The sequence below is a fragment of the Ruegeria sp. AD9 genome (assembly GCF_056542305.1).
The window spans coordinates 275,485-294,336 of the sequence record NZ_JBQFZP010000004.1; the positions used below are offsets into that span (position 1 = coordinate 275,485).

Below are 18,852 nucleotides of genomic sequence, written 5' to 3' on the forward strand. Positions count from 1 at the left end.
CCTTTTTTGGCAAGGAATTGGAAAGGATTGGGGTTTCCGGAATGGCGCGATTGGTTTTGCGGGGGTTCGATATCAGGAAAGGCTATCTTGATCCTGCGGCCCAGTCGCGGGTGATCGCGGATTTGCGCCCGATTCTGAAAGCCGCGCCCCTGTTCCGGCCTGTTACCCCCTCAGGCAAGGAGATGTCGGTTCGGATGACCTCGGCTGGCGATCTGGGTTGGGTAACCGACAAGGCGGGGTACCGGTATCAGGATCAGCACCCCAAAGGTGGCGACTGGCCGGAAATCCCCGCCGCCATTCTGGATATCTGGCGCGATCTGGTCAGCACCGAGCAGGCCCCAGATTGCTGTTTGGTCAACTATTACGGGGAAGGTGCAAAAATGGGCTTGCATCAGGACAAGGACGAGGCCGATTTTTCATGGCCCGTCCTGTCGGTTTCGCTGGGCGATGATGCCTTGTTTCGGATTGGCAGCACGACGCGCGGCGGCAAGACCGAGTCGATCTGGCTGAGTTCGGGGGATGTGGTTGTCATGGGCGGTCCGGCGCGGCTGGCATATCACGGTGTGGATCGGATCAGGTTCGGATCCTCGCGCCTGCTGCCCAAAGGCGGGCGCATCAACCTTACGCTGCGGGTGGCGCGCTAGCGGCGCGCATTCCAGCTTTTTGAGACGTGCTGACGGGTGAAGAATTCGCCCATAAGACCGATCATCAACAGAGCGATTCCGACCCAGGCCGCGTATTCCCAGCTTGTGTTTCTTGGATAATAGTTGCGGAACACGAACCCGCGGGTCTGGTCGATGATGTGAAACAGCGGGTTCCAGGCAAACATCATCAAAAGCCCGCCACCCAGTGCGTTCGCAATGAACATCTTGCCGGAAAACACCATGTTCAGCCGCCGGTAAATATTGGTCAGCATCGAAACGGTCGTCGGGGCCCACGGTTTCAGTGCCATGAACACAAGCCCCACCGCGCAGCCGGTAAACCAGGCCAGCACCAACATTGCAAAGGCGCCGCCAGGGTTCTGCACCTCAAGCGGAGCAACAGCGACACTGTAGACGAACAGGATGATGAACATGGCCAGCAGAAACTTGTAGAAAGTGCTGAAGGCCGCAGCGAGAATCGTGACCATTACGTTCATCGGCGAATGCAGCATCATCGGGTTATTGGATGACCCAACCCCGGAAATCGCGCCGATCGACTGTATGTGCAGCATGAACGGGAACACGCCTGACAGGACATACAGCAGAAATTCGCCCCTGATCCTGGCGACCCCACCCCGGCCCATCAGCGACATGAGAAGATAGAACGTGACCATCATCACCAGCAATTGCACGACGTTAAGCATAATCGCGATCACCGCATTCGGATGCTGCGCGCGCACGTTCCGCACCACCGCGTGGAACACCAGTTCCGCAGTCGTCAGTGCACCGCCCAGCAGCGTTTGATTGCGCTTGTAATAGAACACTAAAAGGGTCTTTCCTGCCTCGTCGTCCCTAACCTGGCATGAATATCTTGCCGTTCGGTAACCGTCGCATCATAAGTCGGTCACGAGTTTGGATCAACAAACCACAGGAACGGAGCATTTTTGTGACCTACGACGCGCTTATTCCCGTCATCCGGCGTCTGGCCCTTGAGGCTGGCGACAGGATCATGGAAATCTATGAGGCAGACGATTTCGACGTCAAAGTCAAATCAGACTCCAGCCCTGTGACCGAAGCGGATGAGGCAGCCGATGCGCTGATTTCAGCCGGGTTGCGTCAGGCGTTCCCCGATATCCTGCTGATCACCGAGGAACAGGCCGCCTCGCATTCCGAAAAGGGGGATACCTTTTTGATTGTCGATCCGCTGGATGGCACCAAGGAATTCATCAACCGCCGTGGCGATTTCACCGTCAACATCGCACTGGTCGAGAACGGAACGCCGACACGGGGCGTGGTCTATGCGCCAGCGCGGGGTCGCATGTTCTATACGCAGCCCGATGGTCAGGCGGTCGAGGAAACGGGCGCGTTTGACAAGGATGCACCCGGCACCCCGACCCCAATATCAGTCTCTAACCCGGACAATTCCGCGCTTTTGGTCGTGGCGTCAAAGTCGCACCGGGATCAGGCCACCGAGGATTACATCAACAAGTATCAGGTCAGGGACAGCAAAAGCGCGGGATCGTCTCTCAAGTTCTGTTTGGTTGCGACGGGCGAGGCGGATCTTTATCCGCGGGTCGGGCGCACGATGGAGTGGGACACGGCGGCAGGGCACGCGGTACTGGCCGGGGCCGGAGGCCAGGTTGTGCGATTTGACGATCACGCGCCGCTTCTCTATGGCAAAGAGGGCTATGCGAACCCGTTTTTTATCGCGTACGCTCCGGGTGTTAAGTTGAAGGAGGCCTGATGTCAGTTCTGATCGCCATCCCCGCCCGCTATGCCTCGACCCGCTATCCGGGCAAGCCATTGGTGCCGCTGACCGGCGCGACCGGCGTTTCGATGACACTGATCGAACGGTCCTGGCGGGCGGCCACTTCTGTCGCGGGCGTGGACCGGGTTGTGGTCGCAACCGATGACGACCGCATCCGCGAGCTGTCCGAAGGCTTTGGCGCCGAGGTGGTGATGACCTCGGAAAACTGCCAGAACGGCACCGAACGCTGTGCTGAGGCGCACAAGGTTCTGGGCAGCGGATATGACATCGTGGTCAACCTTCAGGGCGATGCACCCCTGACACCGCATTGGTTTGTCGAGGACCTGATCACAGGGCTGCGCGCGGCACCCGATGCTGGCGTGGCCACACCCGTCCTGCGTTGCGACGGGGACGCTTTGAACAGCCTGCTGAATGACCGCAAACATGGCCGTGTTGGCGGAACAACCGCCGTGTTCGGGCGCGACAACAGCGCGATGTATTTCTCGAAAGAGGTCGTGCCTTTCACCTCAGAAACCTATGGCGGGGATGAACCCACGCCGGTGTTTCACCATGTCGGCGTCTATGCCTATCGGCCCGATGCGTTGGCGGCCTATCCGGGCTGGCCAACAGGCCCTCTGGAAAAGCTGGAAGGTCTTGAACAACTCAGGTTCATGGAAAATGGCCGCAAGGTTCTGTGCGTCGAGGTTGACGCCAAGAGCCGTCAGTTCTGGGAGCTGAACAACCCGCAGGACGTGCCCAAGATCGAAGAGATGATGGCTGCGATGGGGCTGGAGTAGCCGGTTTTGCCCATGACGCCCCGCGGTTCCCATATCTCGATGACAGGCAATCTGGTTCCAAAGGACGCTTCATGAAACCAATCCTCGTGACCGGTGGTGCCGGATATATCGGGTCGCATGCCTGCAAGGCGCTTGCGCAGGCGGGCTATGTTCCCGTGACCTATGACAATCTGGTCACCGGCTGGCAGGATGCGGTGAAATACGGGCCGTTTGAACAGGGCGACCTGTTGGACCGGGCACGCCTGGACGAGGTTTTTGCCAAACACAAGCCGGTTGCGGTGATGCATTTTGCGGCGCTCAGCCAAGTGGGCGACGCGATGCAGCAGCCCGGTTTGTACTGGTCGAACAATGTGACCGGATCGCTGACGCTGGTCGAGGCTGCGGTTGCGGCGGGCTGTCTGGATTTCGTGTTCTCGTCCACATGCGCCACCTATGGCGAACATGACAATGTGGTGCTGGACGAGGCCACCGCCCAACACCCGCTGAATGCCTATGGTGCATCGAAGCGCGCGATCGAGGACATCCTGAGGGATTTCGAAGCGGCCCATGGGCTGCGCCATGTCATTTTCCGGTATTTCAACGTTGCTGGTGCCGATCCCGAAGGCGAAGTGGGCGAATTTCACCGGCCTGAAACTCACCTGATCCCCCTGATGCTGGATGCGATTGATGGCAAGCGCGAGGGTTTGACCGTTTTTGGCACCGATTACGATACGCCGGACGGCACATGTATCCGCGATTATGTCCATGTCTGTGATCTGGTCGACGCACATGTTCTGGGGCTGGGCTGGCTGGAACAGGGAAAAGAAAGCCGTGTTTTCAATCTGGGCACCGGCTCGGGGTTTTCCGTGCTTGAGGTGATCGAGCATTCCAAATCCGTTACCAACCGTCCGGTACCGTATTCGGTCGGTACCCGACGGGCGGGCGATTGCACCAAGCTGGTGTCCGGCTCTGTCCGCGCCCAAACCGAACTGGGATGGAAGCCGAAAAGGTCAACGTTAGAGACGATGATTGCGGATGCCTGGCGCTGGCATCAGAACGGCCACTACGAGAAATGAGGCCCCGGTGACGTCCAATACGGTTCAGACACTTCCTGATATCGGTTGGCAACAGGAATACCGGTTGCGCTGGAAACGGCGACGCCTTCTTTGGCGCTCGATGCGCAGCCGACATCAACTGACCTGCCTAAATGATCAGACAAGCAGGATACGGGGCGGCGACGTGCTGGCCTTTACCACCTTGCGCAATGAGATTACCCGCCTACCCTGGTTCTTCCGTCACTACCGCCAGCTGGGCGTGAACCATTTTCTGATCGTCGACAACGGCAGCGATGACGGCTCGGCTGACTACCTGCAAGGGCAACCGGATGTGTCCCTTTGGCAGACCCGGTCCAGCTATCGCGGATCACGCTTTGGGCTGGACTGGCTCAGCTGGCTACAGATGCGTTACGGCCATGGCCACTGGTGCCTGATGGTCGATGCGGATGAGTTGCTGGTTTATGCCCGGCACGACCGCCATTCCCTGCATGAGCTCACAGAATGGCTGGACCGGCAGGGGCGGGTCGGGTTTGGCGCTTTGATGCTGGATCTGTATCCAAAAGGGCCGTTGGGCGGACAAACCTATGACCCGGAAACGGACCCGATCGAGGTGCTGAACTGGTTTGACGCAGGCCCGTATCGCGCGCAGCGGCAAAGCCCGATGGGAAACCTGTGGGTTCAGGGCGGCGCACGCGAGCGGGTGTTTTTTGCCCAGATACCGCAGCGATCCCCGACGCTGAACAAGATCCCGCTGATGCGCTGGTCGCGGCGATATGCCTATGTAAACTCGTGCCATTCCGCCCTGCCCCGCCGCCTGAACGCAGTGTATGACGGGCCAAGCGGCGACACCCCGTCCGGCGTGCTGCTGCATACGAAATTTCTGCCGGACATTATTGAAAAATCCAAAACTGAAAAGCTGCGCCGCCAGCATTTTCATGACCCGAACCAGTTCGGCACGTATTACGATCAGATACTCAGTCAACCAGACATGTGGACCCCGCACTCGGTGCGCTATACCGGCTGGTCGCAGTTGCTGGAGATGGGGCTGATGCGTGACGGCGGCTGGTGTTGAAAACATATCCAAAGGGATCAACGGCACCTTTACCACTTCCGGGGTTTAAAAAAGTTGCCTCAGAAGAGGTAGAAGTGGCATAAACCGACAATGTCCTGTCGCACCAGCGGTCACGGCAGGTTCGGGGAAAGCTCGCGTCATAATAAAGGTTGGGCAGTCGCGTGAGCCTGTTTGATTCATACAAGATGAGATTGCGGCGCAAGCGCCGTATTCTGCGCTGCCTCAGACGTCGGCGCGAACTTAAGCCCGCCAGCACCAACACGTCTGCCATCCGCCGTGACGATATCCTGTTGATGAGCGTTGTGCGAAACGAGAAAATTCGCCTGCCCTATTTTCTGGAATATTACCGCAAACTGGGCATCGACCATTTTCTGTTCATCGACAATGACAGCGATGACGGCAGTTTCGAATTCCTGAAAGTGCAGGCCGATGTATCGGTCTGGCGGACGACAAGCAGCTACAAACGTGCAAGCTATGGTCTTGACTGGTCGAATTACATTCTGCGCAAATACGCGCATGGACATTGGGTTCTGAGCGTCGACCCGGATGAGTTTTTCATCTACCCCTTCTGCGACACCCGCCCGATCCGCGCCTTGACAGATTGGCTGGACGGAAGTGCCGTGCGCAGCTTTGGCACCATGCTGATCGACATGTACCCCGAAGGACCTGTCGATGCCGTAACCTATCGCGAGGGGCAGGATCCCTTTGAAATCGCACGGTGGTTCGATCCGGGGAATTACACGATCACCAAGAACCCCGATTACAAGAACCTGTGGATTCAGGGGGGCGCGCGGGCGCGGGTGTTCTTTCGCGACAAGCCATCCAAAGCCCCGGCACTGAACAAGATCCCGCTGGTCAAATGGGATCGGCGGTATGTCTATGTCAGCTCGACCCACTCGCTTTTGCCGCGCGGGCTGAATCAGGTTTACGACGAATGGGGTGGGGAAAAGGCCAGCGGTTCGTTGCTTCATGCCAAGCTGATCGACACCCTTGGAGACAAGGCACGCGAAGAATTGCAGCGCAGCCAGCACTATAGCGGTTCTGGCGAATACAAGGCCTATGCCGCACAGCTTGAAGACAAGCCCGTATTCTGGTGCGAATGGTCTGAGGCCTATATCAACTGGCGGCAGCTTGAGATTCTGGGCCTGATGTCAAAAGGAAACTGGGCATGAGCGGTCTGGGCATCGTCATGCTGGTTCATACCTCGCTGGACCGGGCCGAACAGGTCGCGCGTCATTGGACCGCTGCCGGATGCCCGGTTGTGATCCATGTGGATCGCAAGGTGCCCGGTGAAGAATTTGCGCGATGCGTCGCGTCCTGTTCCGACAACCCCCGGATCGCATTTTCTGACCGGCATCAATGCGACTGGGGCGGGTGGGGCATCGTTGCTGCCTCACAAAGCGCGTCCGAACTGATGCTGGAGCAATTTCCGGAAACGCGCCACGTCTTCCTGTCGTCGGGGGCCTGCCTGCCGCTGCGCCCGGTTCAGGAGCTGATCGATTACCTGGCCGACCGGCCTCGTGTCGATTTCATCGAAAGCGCGACAACGTCTGATGTCAGCTGGACAATCGGCGGGTTGGATCATGAGAGGTTTACGCTACGGTTCCCGTTTTCCTGGCGAAAACAGCGCGGATTGTTCGACGCATATGTAAAGCTTCAGCGCGCGGTCGGGTTTCGCAGGAAAATCCCCGACGGTCTGGTCCCGCATATGGGCAGCCAGTGGTGGTGCCTGACCCGTCAAACACTGTCTGCCATTCTGCAGGACCCCAAGCGCAAACAATATGACAGCTACTTCCGCCATGTGTGGATTCCGGATGAAAGCTATTTCCAGACATTGGCGCGGCTGTATTCCACACATATCGAGAGCCGATCCCTGACCCTGTCCAAGTTCGACTATCAGGGCCGCCCGCACATTTTTTACGACGATCATCTGCAATTGCTGCGGCGGTCAGACTGTTTTGTTGCCCGCAAGATCTGGCCCCGTGCGGAACGGCTGTATCAGGCGTTTCTGACCGATCAGGCCAGAGCGATGAAACCGGCAGAACCCAATCCCGGCAAGATTGACCGCGTGTTTTCCAAGGCGGTCGAGCGGCGGACACGGGGGCGTGACGGGCTTTACATGCAAAGCCGGTTTCCCCGGCACGGCAGTGAAAACGGCCTTACCTCGTCACCCTATTCCGTATTTCAGGGCTTTTCCGAACTGTTTGAAGATTTCGAAGATTGGCTGGCCGCGGCCACTGGCACACGCGTGCACGGGCATCTGTTTGGACCCGAGCGTGCGGAATTTGCAAAGGGTGAAACCATCACAAACGGTGCGCTTAGCGATTGTGCTTTGCTGCGCGATTACAATCCGACGGCCTTTCTGTCGAATCTGATCTGGAACACACGCGGCGAACGCCAGTGTTTCCAGTTCAGCCCCCGCGACACGCAGGACATCAATTGGTTTCTGGCGCGGGACAAGAATGCGCAAATCTCGGTCATCACCGGGGCCTGGGCGATTCCGCTATTCCGGTCGAACCTGAATTTTTCGGATATCCGGTGCGAGGCCGCGCGTCTGCAACAGATCGAAACCAAACAGCTTGAGGTACTGACCTCGGTCTGGACCAAAGCGCGGATGCGCAGCTGGTCTCTGGCCGATTTCATTGAAGCACCGATGGAGCCCTTGCAGACAATCCTGGACGAGATTGGCGCGCATCAGGCCAGCCACCTGACCGAAGTGCCCACCATGGTCGATCTGTCCGGGTTCGGGAAGTTCCTGCAAAACCTCAAGAACCAGGGAATGCACCCTTACCTGATGGGCGATTTTCCTTCGGACGATGTGTTCGGCCGTCAGACGAAACCCTATCGCAAACCCTATCTGGTGCAGTAATCATCCATGCCAGCCAATTTTGACTACTTCGTTGTTCTGGCTGCCATGCGCACAGGGTCGAACCTGCTTGAGGCCAATCTGAACGCGCTGGACGGGGTTTCCTGCCACGGCGAAGCCTTCAACCCGCATTTTGCCGGCAACCTGAAATCCGATACCCTTCTGGGTCTGTCGCTGGAAGACCGCGATGCAGATCCGATGCGGCTGTTGACGGCAATCCGTTCGGCACCGGGCGACTTGAACGGTTTTCGGTATTTCCAGGACCACGATCCACGCATTCTGAAGCCAGTGCTGAACGATCCGCGCTGTGCCAAGATCATTCTCACGCGCAATCCGCTGGACAGTTTTCTGTCCCTGAAGATCGCGCGCGCCACGCAGCAATGGCAGCTGAAGAACGTGAAGCGCCGCGTCGATGCACAGGTTGCGTTCGACGGGGCCGAGTTTTCTGAGTATCTGGATCAGGTCCACAGCCACCAGCACATGTTGCGGCGGCATTTACAGAAGACCGGTCAGACTGCCTTTTTCATTACCTATGACGACCTGGCCGAGTTGGACGTTCTGAACGGTCTGGCCGCATGGCTGGGGGTTGAGGCGCGGCTGAGCAAACTTGACGATACTCTGAAACCGCAAAACCCGGCTCCTGCCGTATCGAAAGTCACCAACCCCGATGAGATGCAAGACGCCCTGTCCAAGCTGGACAGGTTCGGATTGCACCAGCCCGCCCGTTTCGAACCAAACCGGGGCGCGGCGGTGCCGCAATACGTCGCCGCAGCCAGATCAGCATTGATGTATTTGCCCATTCGCGGCGGCATAGAGCCTGTTATTGCGCAATGGATGGCCAGCCTGGATGGCTGTTCTACGGACGATCTGGTCACAAACCGGAACCGCAAGGAAATCCGCGTCTGGATGCAAGACCACCCCGGACACCGAAAGTTCACCGTGTTGCGCCACCCGTTGGCACGGGCGCATTCGGCGTTCTGCCAGTACATTCTGGATACCGGGCCGGGCAGTTACAAGATGGTCCGCAATTATCTGCGCAACCGCCTCGTCCTGCCAATCCCCGGGCAGGTACGCGACAACAATTACTCGGTCGAACAGCATCGGGATGCATTTCTGGCGTTCCTCGGGTTCCTGCGCATGAACCTCAACGGTCAGACGCCGATCCGCGTTGACGGGACGTGGTGCAGCCAGTCCCGCACGCTGGATGGCATTGCCAGCTTTCTGATGCCCGACGTGATTCTGCGGGAAGAGGAGCTGATCACGGCTCTGCCGGATCTGGCCCGCTCAACAGGCCACCCCAATCCGCCGGTTCCCGGCCCGTGCGCGCAAGATGTTCCGTATACGCTGGATCAGATCTATGACGAACAGCTTGAAGCGCTGGCATCCGAGGTCTACCAGCACGACTATGAAACATTCGGGATTGCAGCGTGGGCGCCTGTGCCCCCTAAGGGCGCAGAGTGATCAGCGTCCCTCGGTTGACCATCGCATAGATTTCTTCGATCTCGTCATTCTTGACCGCGATGCATCCCGCGGTCCAATCCGGAGTTTTCTTGGCGCGTTTGAACTCGGATCGCAGATTTGGCTGCCCGTGAATGAAGATGTCCCCACCCGGATCAACTCCCTCAGCCTTGGCCTTGGCGATGTCCTGAGAGTTGGGATACGATATCCCGATAGACAGGTGATACCGGCTGTTGGGGTTGTGCCGATCGATCAGGTAACTTCCTTCGGGCGTGCGGCCGTCTCCGCGTTTGGTTTTTGTGCCCTGCGGCGCAAACCCCAAATCCACATCATATTCCTTGAGGACTTTTTCGTGGTGCAACAAATAAAGTTTGCGCGCGCCCTTGTTGACCACCAGCGAGGTGACCTCGGGCCCATCATAAGTCAGAAAATTTGGTCGGGCTGATGCACAAGCCGAAAGGCCCAGCGTTGCCATCGCCCCCAATCCGAATGCTCGACGATCCATGTTTCACTGCCTGCTTTGTTTTTTGGGGCTTATTATGCCAAAAAACGCGAAAACTGAAATCACTTTTTGATGTTCAAGTTTTCGGTCAGATGCCGCTCGATGCTCTCCAAGCGTTCCAGAACCTCATCACGATACGCATCAGTTTTGACCTCATCCTCTGCATGGTGCGCGTCCTGCATGGAATTTACGATCAGACCCACCAATAGGTTCACCACCGCAAAGGTGGTGACCATGATGAAGGGGACGAAGAACAGCCAGGCATAGGGATAAACCTCCATCACTGGGCGGACGATCCCCATCGACCAGCTTTCCAGCGTCATGATCTGAAACAGTGTATAGGCTGACCGGCCAAGATCGCCGAACCAATCCGGGAAGGTTGCCGAGAACAGCTTGGTCGAGATCACGGCACCGATATAGAACAGAATTGCCATCAGCAGGAACACACTGGCCATTCCCGGCAGGGCCGAGATGAACCCTTCAACCACCCGGCGCAGTCTTGGCGCAACGGAAATCACGCGCAATACCCGCAGGATTCGCAGGGCTCGCAAAACGGACAGGCCTCCGGCGCTGGGAACAAGCGCAATGCCGACGATCAGGAAATCGAAATTGTTCCAGCCGTTTGTGAAAAACCTGCGCCCAGTCGCGATCAGTTTCATGGTAATTTCCGCCACAAAGATCGCAAGGCACAGCTTGTCCAGCATCACGATCAGCGGCCCGGCGGCTTCCATCAGGGTCGGCGACGTCTCCATCCCTAAAAGCACTGCGTTAAAGATGATGACAGCCGTTATGAATTGCCCGAATGCAGGCGCTTCGATGATGTTCAGCAAACGCTGTCTGAAACCCATGGGTCGCTTTCTCCTGTCTGATCAAGATGCGGCGTTCAGGGTAAACCGCGCAGCAAGTTCCGTATGTGACGACCATCGAAACTGGTCAACGACCTGCACCCATTCAAGGGTATAGCCAGCGTTAACCAATATTTTTGCATCGCGCGCGAAGGTGACGGGGTTGCACGAGACATAGGCAATCACCGGGCGTCTGGCCTGTGCCAGCTCGGCCACCTGCGCCTCGGCACCGGCGCGGGGCGGGTCCAGTACGATTGCGTCAAACGATTTCAGTTCATCCGGCATCAACGGACGACGGAACAGGTCGCGGGCCTCGGTCGTCACGCGTTTCAGACCTTGCGCCCTGCGCCAGCCCTGATCCAGTACCTGCATCATGTCTGCGGCACCTTCGACCGCGTGAACCTCGACTTTTTCTGCCAGAGGCAATGAGAATGTGCCGCTGCCCGCAAACAGGTCAACAATCCGTTTCGCACCCCGTGTTGCCTCGGAAACGACCTGTAATAGAGCCTGTTCTCCGTCGTTGGTCGCCTGAAGGAAGGCACCGGGCGGCGGCGTGACGGCGGCAGCCCCAAAGCGCTGAACCGGAGCGTGGCGCATAGCGATCACTTCACCATCCCAGCTGAGCCGCGCCAGACCGTGTTTTTCGGTTTCCTGCGCGAGCGCCAGTTCCAGCGGCCCATCCAAGGGCTTGCCGCCCTTGACGGCCACATCCAGCCCGCCCTCGGACAGGGTGAGCGTGACGGCCAAGACGCCCTTGCGGCTGCCGCCCAGAACCGCCAGCGCCTCGGCCACGGGAATGGCGACGATCAGGGCCGGGTCAAGCAAACGGCAATCCGGGATTTCGGTGATCGTATCCGATGCACGTCCATGGAACCCGGCCAATGTGCCTTTCTTGGTCCGCCTGACGGCAATCGTGGCGCGTCGGCGTGAGTGTTCGGGTGATGTGTGTATCGGACGCATCGGCGCCTCAAGCCCCTGCGCGGACAGGGCGTTGCGGACAATGCTCAGCTTCCAGTCGGCGACAAACACATCAGAGGCGTGTTGCAACTGACAGCCACCGCAGGCTTTGTAATGGCGACACGGGGCCTTTACCCGGTCATCAGACGGTACCTCGACGCGGATATCGGTCAGCACCTGATCAACAAGGGTGCCGCTGACAACCTCACCCGGAAGGGTGCGCGGGGCATAAACGGGCCCATCAGCGATGCCGTCGCCCTGATGGCCAAGCCGGGTGATTGTGTAATACTGCGTCATGAGGCGCCTGATATCCGGGCTTTGGGTGCAACAAAACCCTTATTCGGCAGCTTCTGCCTGAATGAAGCCACCAGATTGCCGATGCCAGAACCGGGCGTAAAGCCCGCCCTGATCCAAAAGGTCTTCGTGGGTTCCGGTTTCCACGATTTGCCCCTGATCCAGAACGATGATCCGGTCCATCTCGCTGAGCGTTGACAATCTGTGGGCGATGGCCAGAACGGTTTTGCCCTGCATCACCCGATGAAGCGCCGATTGAATCGACGCCTCGACCTCGGAATCAAGGGCCGAGGTTGCCTCGTCCAGAACCAGAATGGGCGCGTCCTTAAGAATAGCGCGAGCCAGGGCGATCCGTTGCCTTTGGCCACCGCTGAGCTTTACGCCACGCTCGCCCAGATGAGCGTCATAGCCGGTACGGCCCTGGGCGTCCTTGAGGCTCAGGATGAAGTCATGCGCTTCGGCCTTGATTGCGGCCTTGATCAATTCGGCCTCGGACGCGTCCGGGCGGCCATAGAGGATGTTTTCGCGGGCGGACCGGTTGAACATCGCCGTTTCCTGCGTGACCATGCCGATTTGGCGGCGCAAACTGTCCTGCGTGACCTGCGACACGTCCTGCCCGTCGATGCAAATAGCGCCGTTTTCCCTATCATAGAGCCGAAGAAGCAGCGAAACGAGTGTTGATTTGCCCGCCCCTGAGGCACCGACAATTCCCAGCTTCTCGCCCGGTTGCACGGTAAGCGTCAGGTCCGTAACACCGCCCACATCCCGACCGTATGCAAAGCTGACATCTTCAAACGAGATGGATCCTTCGGTTACATAAAGATCTTTCGCGCTGCGCGCATCCTCGACCCTGTCCCGTCTGGCCAGCGTCTTCATCCCGTTTTCGATCTCACCCACATTGGCATAGAGGCCCATCAGCGTGAAACTGACCCATCCGGTCATCTGCGAAATACGAACCGACACGGCGCCCGCGGCAACGATGTCACCCGCAGTCGCCAATCCGAACTGCCATAACCACAGCGTCGCCCCCAGCAGGAGAACAGGCAAAATGCCGGCAAGCGCCATCAGGACGAACCGGAAACTGGCCGACAGCTTGCCAAACGCCAGTGATTTTTTCCGCAGTTCGACCATCGAGTGCCGCGCGGCCTGATCTTCGAAATCCGAGTGCGCAAAAAGCTTGACGGTTTTGATGTTGGTGATCGTGTCGACCACCTGCCCCGAAACCATCGCCCGCGCCCCGGCACGCGCAGCCGAGCGTATGCGAATACGCGGCAGGTACCAGCGCACCAGAAGGAAATAGACCACCAGCCAGGCTGCAAAGGGCAGCATCACCAAAGGATGAATAGACCCTAACAAAAGCAAAGAGCCCGCCAGCGACGCCAACGCAAACACAATCGCACTGATCGTTTCGGACACGACCGAGGCCATGGCGTTCGACGTCTGCATCTGTTTCTGGGCAATGCGCCCGGCGAAATCATCGTCGAAATAGGTGACAGACTGGCCCAGCGTCCAGCGGTTCAGCTTAGCCAGCACCAAAGGCGTGATGTTGGGCATCACGATATAGTTGTTCGAAATCGAAGACAGCCCAAACAGGATCGGGCGCAGCAGCATGAAGAACACCACCGCCCCAAAGATCATCCACATATTCCCGACGGTCATGAAATGCTCGGGCCCGCTGGATGTTGCCACATCGATCACACACCCCAGAATCCACGCTGTTCCAGCCTCCATCGCGCCAGCCAGGGCCGAAAAGAACGCGGCGACAAACAGCATGGGCCAAGCACCGGAAAGGCTCCAGCGAATGAACGCCCCCAATGTCTGCGGCGGGGGCGTTTCTGTGGTTCTGAACGGATAGATGAGATCGGCAATCTTCATTCAGCGGCCTCCGGGTTCATGAAGCCGCCAGATTGCCGCGCCCAGAACTGCGCGTAAAGGCCACCCTGCGCCAATAGATCAGAATGCGCGCCCTCTTCGACGATGCGGCCCCCGTCCATCACCAGAATGCGATCCATCTGCGCAATGGTGCTGAGACGGTGGGCGATGGCGATCACGGTCTTGCCCTGCATCATTCCGTAGAGCGTTTCCTGAATTGACGCTTCGACCTCGGAATCCAGCGCCGATGTCGCCTCGTCCAGCAAAAGGATTGGTGCGTCCTTCAGGATCACCCGAGCCAGCGTTACCCGCTGCCGCTGACCACCAGACAGCTTTACGCCCCGCTCACCCACATGCGCATCATACCCGGTGCGCCCCTGCGGGTCTTGCAGGTCAAGGATGAACGCGTGCGCTTCGGCCTGTTTGGCTGCGGCAATCATCTGCGCCTCGGTCGCGTCCGGACGACCGTAAAGGATGTTGTCACGCACAGAGCGATGCAGCAACGCACTATCTTGCTGGACCATGCCGATATGGCTGCGCAGACTGTCCTGTGTGACATCCGCTATGTTTTGATCATCAATCAGAATGGCACCGCGTTCGACGTCATAAAATCGCAAAAGCAGCTTTACCAGAGTCGATTTCCCGGCACCCGACCGCCCAATGAGGCCGATCTTTTCGCCGGGCTGAATGGTCAGGTTGATGTGGTCAAGCCCACCGGCCTCGCGCCCGTAATGGTGCGAGAGATTGCGGATCTGGATCTCACCCCTGGTCAACCGCAGGGGTTTGGCTTCGCGTGCGTCAAGCAGGTCGATGGGCTGGGCAATGGTCTCCATCCCCTCAGCCACGATACCAAGCTGGCGGAAGAAGCTGGTCAGCGCCCACATGATCCATCCGGTCATGGCGTTCAGGCGCAGGGTCAGTGCGGTTGCTGCCGCGACGACGCCGACCGAAGCGGAACCCTGCATCCACAAGGCAATTGCCCAGCCCACGACACCAACGATCAGCACCCCGTTCAGGGTGACCAGAACCGCATCCATGATGGTGAAAATCCGCATCTCGATCTGGAATGTCCGGCGGGTTTCCTCGATCGCTTCACGGGCATAGTCCAGCTCTTGCGGGCCATGGGCGAACATCTTGACGGAATGAATGTTGGTATAGCTGTCCACGACGCGGCCGGTAACAGTTGACCGCGCATCGGAGGCCGCCTTGGAGGCCGGCCCGACACGGTGAACCGTCCAGCGCACCAGCATCGCGTAGAACACAAACCAGATCAGCAGCGGGATCAACAGGCGCGCATCCGCTACATAAAGCAGGATCGCCGCACCGACCAGGTAGGCCAGTGAAAAGGAAATCGCGTCAAAGACCTGAAAGATCACCTCACCCGCTGCGGGCGGTGTCTGCATGATCCGGTTGGCAATCCGCCCTGCAAAATCGTTTTCGAACCAGCCAACCGACTGACGCAGAACGTGTTTATGGGCGCGCCATCGGATCAGAGTGCCAAAGTTCGGCAGGATCGTGTTGTTCAGGATCAGTACATCGACAAGATGCAACAAAGGGCGCAGAAACAGGACAAAGGCCGCGATCAACAACAGCTCGGTCCCGTGGTTCTGCCAAACCTCGGTTGGGGTACCGCCCAACAGGTCGACGACACGACCCATATAGTAGATCAACCCGATCTCGACACCGGCGACGATAATGGAAATCAGCGCAGCCCAGACAAAGACCCGGTAGAACGGGCGCGAATAGTCCAGCAGGAACGGCCACAGTCGGGTCGGCGGCGTGTCAGCCTCATGATAGGCGACAAAAGGGTCAACAAGGTTTTCGAAATAGCGAAACATGGAGTGTGCTCCGATTGAGCAGAGAAAAAGACGTGCGAAGACAGATGGCGCCTGAACACCACCCTTTACGGGGCAAGTGTCCCGGCTTTAGCCGAACCAGATCCCGTAATACATTCGCATTCCTCCATCCATATGACGGGCGCACCTAACCACAATGGGCAAAAGTTGTCATCCCCTTTTGAGACTAAACATCAGCTTGCAAGCAAGTCTTCGCGTGACAGCTCAAAACCCGACGCGATCCAGAGGCTTTCAAGCTCGGCCAGTTTCTGGCCCAGCGCCGGGCCGGTGAACCCGGGGATCAGGTCCTTGGCCTGTATCGGGAAACGCGCGGCTGCACCTGCGTGCAGGTCCTGTCTGAAGTTTTCGGACCAGGGTTGTTCAAAGAAGGCGCACCGCAAAAGGGTTTTGTTCAACCCGCCTTCGTCACCATACCGATAGCCCAGTTCAGCCACGCTGGTGGTTGACTGCGCTTCGGCTCGCATTCCGGTCAGGCGTTGCAGTTGCGAACGGCTCAGGCGCAGGGTTGCGGCATCATCGGGCGTCGCGATAGCCGCCAGACGGCACAGGGGGTTCGGCTCGGCACCTGCCGCATGTTCCAACGCGACCAGAGGTGCCAGCGAACGGTCATCCGCACCCGGCAGCAATTGCGCCAATACGCCGGTGCTGCGCATCGTCGCAATGGCCGGGGCCGGATCGGGTGCGCCCAGCAGTTTCAGCAGCTCGGCTCCGACGCGTTCCCGCGACAACGAGGTCAGCCCATCAAGATTGGCACCAATGGCAGCCAGCGCGTCCGGGTCGAAACCGGCATCCGGGTCACCATACCAGGCGTGAAACCGGAAATAGCGCAGTGACCGCAGATAGTCTTCGCGAATGCGATCTTGGGCCTCGCCGATGAACCGCACGCGCCGGGCCTGAAGGTCGGGAAGCCCGCCAAGGGGGTCTAACACGGTGCCATCTGGCAGTGCATAAAGCGCATTCATGGTAAAGTCGCGCCGCGCGGCATCTTCTTCGACGTGATCGGAAAAGGCGATGACGGCGCGGCGGCCATCAGTTTCGACGTCACGCCGGAAAGTGGTGATCTCGTGCGGGATACCGGCGCTGACCACTGTAATAGTGCCATGGTCGATACCGGTGGGGATGGCCTTGAGGCCCGCAGCCTGCGCCATCTCGACAACCTGTTCAGGCCGGGCGTCAGTGGCAATGTCGATATCCGACACCGGCGCGCCCAGCAGCGCATTGCGCACGCACCCGCCCACAAAAAGCGCTTGCACCCCGGATGAGGTCAGGGCGGCGCATACCTTTTGGGTCGCCGGTTCGCTGACCCAAAGTTCTTCAATCTGCATCATTCATTCACCCGTGCAGCAAGCCCGCGCAATATGCGGGCCGTCGCGCCCCATATGTAATAAGGGCCGTACGGAACTGTGTAATATCTGCGTTTCTGGCCACGCCAGCGGCGCGATTCAACCAGATAGTTCTTGGGATTCAAGAGATGCGCAAGGGGGGTCGAAAAGACTTCGTCGACTTCGCCGGGTTCCGGAACAGGTTGGAATCCCTTTCGAAGAACGGCCACCACGGGTGTAACCGTGAAAGAGGTGACTGTTTCATGCGTCGGCAGGTAACCCAGAATTTCTGGAAGATCCGCGGGAAGACCAATCTCTTCCTGTGCTTCGCGCAGGGCCGTAGCCGTGACATCTGCATCCCCTTCATCCTGTTTGCCGCCGGGGAACGCGATCTGACCCGGGTGGTGTTTGAGGGCCGAGGACCGTTTCGTCAGAATCACCCGAGGGGTGTCATCTGCAAGCGAGATTGCAACCAGAACCCCCGCCGGGCGCAGGCGACGCCCGGGCGGCAGGGAAGTGTCCGGGTTCAGGTCAAAGTCGCTGGACCCGTGACCGGGACGGCGCAGCGCCGTCCGGATCTGTTCAATCGGGTCAAGCACCCTTGCGGTCTTCGGCTTCAAAGCCAACTGTTGACGGATCGAGCACGTAATGTGCGCCGCAGAACTGGCAATCGGCAGTGACCTGACCTTCGGGCGTCGTCATCTTTTCGAGGTCCTTTGCCGAATAGATCGACAGGCTCTGCCGCACCCGGTCTTCGGAGCAGGTGCAGCCAAACTGCACGGACTGCGCATCATAGACCCGTGGCTGTTCTTCGTGGAATAGCCGGACCAACAATTCAGTCGGTGCAATTGAAGGACCGATCAACTCAAGATCCTCGACTGTGTCCAGCAGGATATTGACCCGGCCCCAGTTTTCGCCCTCTTCGCCGTCGACCAGATCGCTGGCGGTCAGAATCTCGCCATTGCCTTCCCCCGAGGCGGCGAATGGCGAGGCTTTGGGCATATGCTGCAACATGATACCACCGGCACGCCAGTGTTCATTCACGCCGGGCTCGGTCGATTTGCCAAAGCTCAGCGAGAACCGGGTTGGCAGCTGTTCGGACTGCGCAAAATAGGCCTCGGCGCAGGCGCTGAGAGAGGCCCCGGTCAGCGGAGTGATGCCCTGATAGGGCTGCGTGCCTTTGCCCTGATCTATCATGATGGCAAAGTACCCCTCGCCCACTTGGTCGAAGGGTGCTGAATTGGTTAGACGTTCACGGTCAAAGCTGGCATAGGCCCGGATCTGCGCAGGGTGGCCTTCGGTCTTGGGTGCGTAATAGTCGGTCGCAATCATGCGCACCGGCCCCTTGGACTGCACCTGCAACGACAGCTTCCAGCGCAGCGCAACCGTCTGCCCGATCAATGCGGTCAGCAAGGCCATCTCGGCCACCAGCGCCTCGACCTGTTCGGGGTAGTCATGCTGCTTCAGGATGCCATCCAGCACACCATCCAGACGAGCCACACGGCCACGCATATCCGATACATCGAGTTGAAAGGGCAGGACGGTATCGTCCCACGCGATTTTCGTTCCAAGAGACATGGGGTTTCCTT

17 protein-coding genes are annotated in these 18,852 nt (G+C 58.7%); 8 read left to right on the forward strand and 9 right to left on the reverse strand.

All coding sequences use genetic code 11. The features are described from left to right. The first annotated feature begins 41 nt into the window (after positions 1-41). Positions 42-644 (forward strand): alpha-ketoglutarate-dependent dioxygenase AlkB family protein, encoded by a 603-nt coding sequence (locus tag ACR0AM_RS08625; RefSeq protein ID WP_480622655.1) that lies wholly within the window; start codon positions 42-44, stop codon positions 642-644. Here the strand turns inward: ACR0AM_RS08625 and ACR0AM_RS08630 are convergent. Beyond that, positions 641-1,465 (reverse strand): ABC transporter permease, encoded by an 825-nt coding sequence (locus ACR0AM_RS08630; protein ID WP_480482477.1) that lies wholly within the window; start codon positions 1,463-1,465, stop codon positions 641-643. The two genes, ACR0AM_RS08625 and ACR0AM_RS08630, sit on opposite strands and share 4 nt — an antisense overlap. Before the next feature lie 122 nt (positions 1,466-1,587). On the opposite strand from ACR0AM_RS08630, the gene cysQ reads away from it, so the two are divergent. From cysQ to ACR0AM_RS08665, 7 genes are all read left to right on the forward strand, one after another. Further along, positions 1,588-2,385, forward strand: coding sequence for a 3'(2'),5'-bisphosphate nucleotidase CysQ (gene cysQ, locus ACR0AM_RS08635; RefSeq protein ID WP_480506880.1), 798 nt, complete (start codon positions 1,588-1,590; stop codon positions 2,383-2,385). Further along, entirely contained in the window at positions 2,385-3,185 is an 801-nt protein-coding gene (locus ACR0AM_RS08640) for a 3-deoxy-manno-octulosonate cytidylyltransferase family protein (RefSeq protein ID WP_480622656.1), read from the forward strand. The genes cysQ and ACR0AM_RS08640 overlap by 1 nt, the downstream gene beginning before the upstream one ends. 71 nt (positions 3,186-3,256) lie before the next feature. Continuing rightward, positions 3,257-4,240 carry a UDP-glucose 4-epimerase GalE gene (gene galE / locus ACR0AM_RS08645; RefSeq protein WP_480622657.1) on the forward strand — a complete coding sequence of 328 codons (984 nt, stop codon included), beginning with the start codon at positions 3,257-3,259 and terminating at the stop codon, positions 4,238-4,240. 7 nt (positions 4,241-4,247) lie between these two features. Beyond that, positions 4,248-5,291: a glycosyltransferase family 2 protein gene (locus tag ACR0AM_RS08650; protein ID WP_480622658.1), complete on the forward strand. Its 1,044-nt coding sequence runs from the start codon at positions 4,248-4,250 to the stop codon at positions 5,289-5,291. 185 nt (positions 5,292-5,476) lie between these two features. Then, complete coding sequence (locus ACR0AM_RS08655) at positions 5,477-6,463, forward strand: glycosyltransferase family 2 protein (protein WP_480622698.1); 987 nt, start codon at positions 5,477-5,479, stop codon at positions 6,461-6,463. After that, on the forward strand, positions 6,460-8,160 hold the full coding sequence (locus ACR0AM_RS08660; protein ID WP_480622659.1) for a DUF5927 domain-containing protein: 1,701 nt from the start codon (positions 6,460-6,462) through the stop codon (positions 8,158-8,160). The genes ACR0AM_RS08655 and ACR0AM_RS08660 overlap by 4 nt, the downstream gene beginning before the upstream one ends. A gap of 6 nt (positions 8,161-8,166) precedes the next feature. Further along, positions 8,167-9,618, forward strand: coding sequence for a nodulation protein NodH (locus tag ACR0AM_RS08665; protein WP_480622660.1), 1,452 nt, complete (start codon positions 8,167-8,169; stop codon positions 9,616-9,618). Here the strand turns inward: ACR0AM_RS08665 and ACR0AM_RS08670 are convergent. From ACR0AM_RS08670 to hslO, 8 genes are all read right to left on the reverse strand, one after another. Further along, on the reverse strand, positions 9,602-10,120 hold the full coding sequence (locus tag ACR0AM_RS08670; protein WP_480474368.1) for a L,D-transpeptidase family protein: 519 nt from the start codon (positions 10,118-10,120) through the stop codon (positions 9,602-9,604). The genes ACR0AM_RS08665 and ACR0AM_RS08670 overlap by 17 nt on opposite strands. A 59-nt stretch (positions 10,121-10,179) precedes the next feature. Continuing rightward, complete coding sequence (locus ACR0AM_RS08675; protein WP_480474369.1) at positions 10,180-10,965, reverse strand: ion transporter; 786 nt, start codon at positions 10,963-10,965, stop codon at positions 10,180-10,182. A 21-nt stretch (positions 10,966-10,986) separates the two neighbouring features. Beyond that, on the reverse strand, positions 10,987-12,216 hold the full coding sequence (locus tag ACR0AM_RS08680) for a class I SAM-dependent RNA methyltransferase (RefSeq protein WP_480622661.1): 1,230 nt from the start codon (positions 12,214-12,216) through the stop codon (positions 10,987-10,989). A gap of 39 nt (positions 12,217-12,255) precedes the next feature. Next, positions 12,256-14,088 carry an ABC transporter ATP-binding protein gene (locus tag ACR0AM_RS08685; protein ID WP_480622662.1) on the reverse strand — a complete coding sequence of 611 codons (1,833 nt, stop codon included), beginning with the start codon at positions 14,086-14,088 and terminating at the stop codon, positions 12,256-12,258. After that, complete coding sequence (locus tag ACR0AM_RS08690; RefSeq protein WP_480622663.1) at positions 14,085-15,923, reverse strand: ABC transporter ATP-binding protein; 1,839 nt, start codon at positions 15,921-15,923, stop codon at positions 14,085-14,087. Before ACR0AM_RS08690 ends, ACR0AM_RS08685 begins: the two co-directional genes overlap by 4 nt. Before the next feature lie 191 nt (positions 15,924-16,114). After that, a complete protein-coding gene (locus tag ACR0AM_RS08695) occupies positions 16,115-17,269 on the reverse strand; it encodes a CCA tRNA nucleotidyltransferase (RefSeq protein WP_480622664.1) in 1,155 nt (384 codons plus the stop codon). Further along, on the reverse strand, positions 17,266-17,862 hold the full coding sequence (locus tag ACR0AM_RS08700; protein WP_480474374.1) for a CoA pyrophosphatase: 597 nt from the start codon (positions 17,860-17,862) through the stop codon (positions 17,266-17,268). Before ACR0AM_RS08700 ends, ACR0AM_RS08695 begins: the two co-directional genes overlap by 4 nt. Next, positions 17,855-18,841 (reverse strand): Hsp33 family molecular chaperone HslO, encoded by a 987-nt coding sequence (gene hslO / locus ACR0AM_RS08705; protein WP_480506871.1) that lies wholly within the window; start codon positions 18,839-18,841, stop codon positions 17,855-17,857. The genes ACR0AM_RS08700 and hslO overlap by 8 nt, the downstream gene beginning before the upstream one ends. Positions 18,842-18,852: the final 11 nt, after the last annotated feature.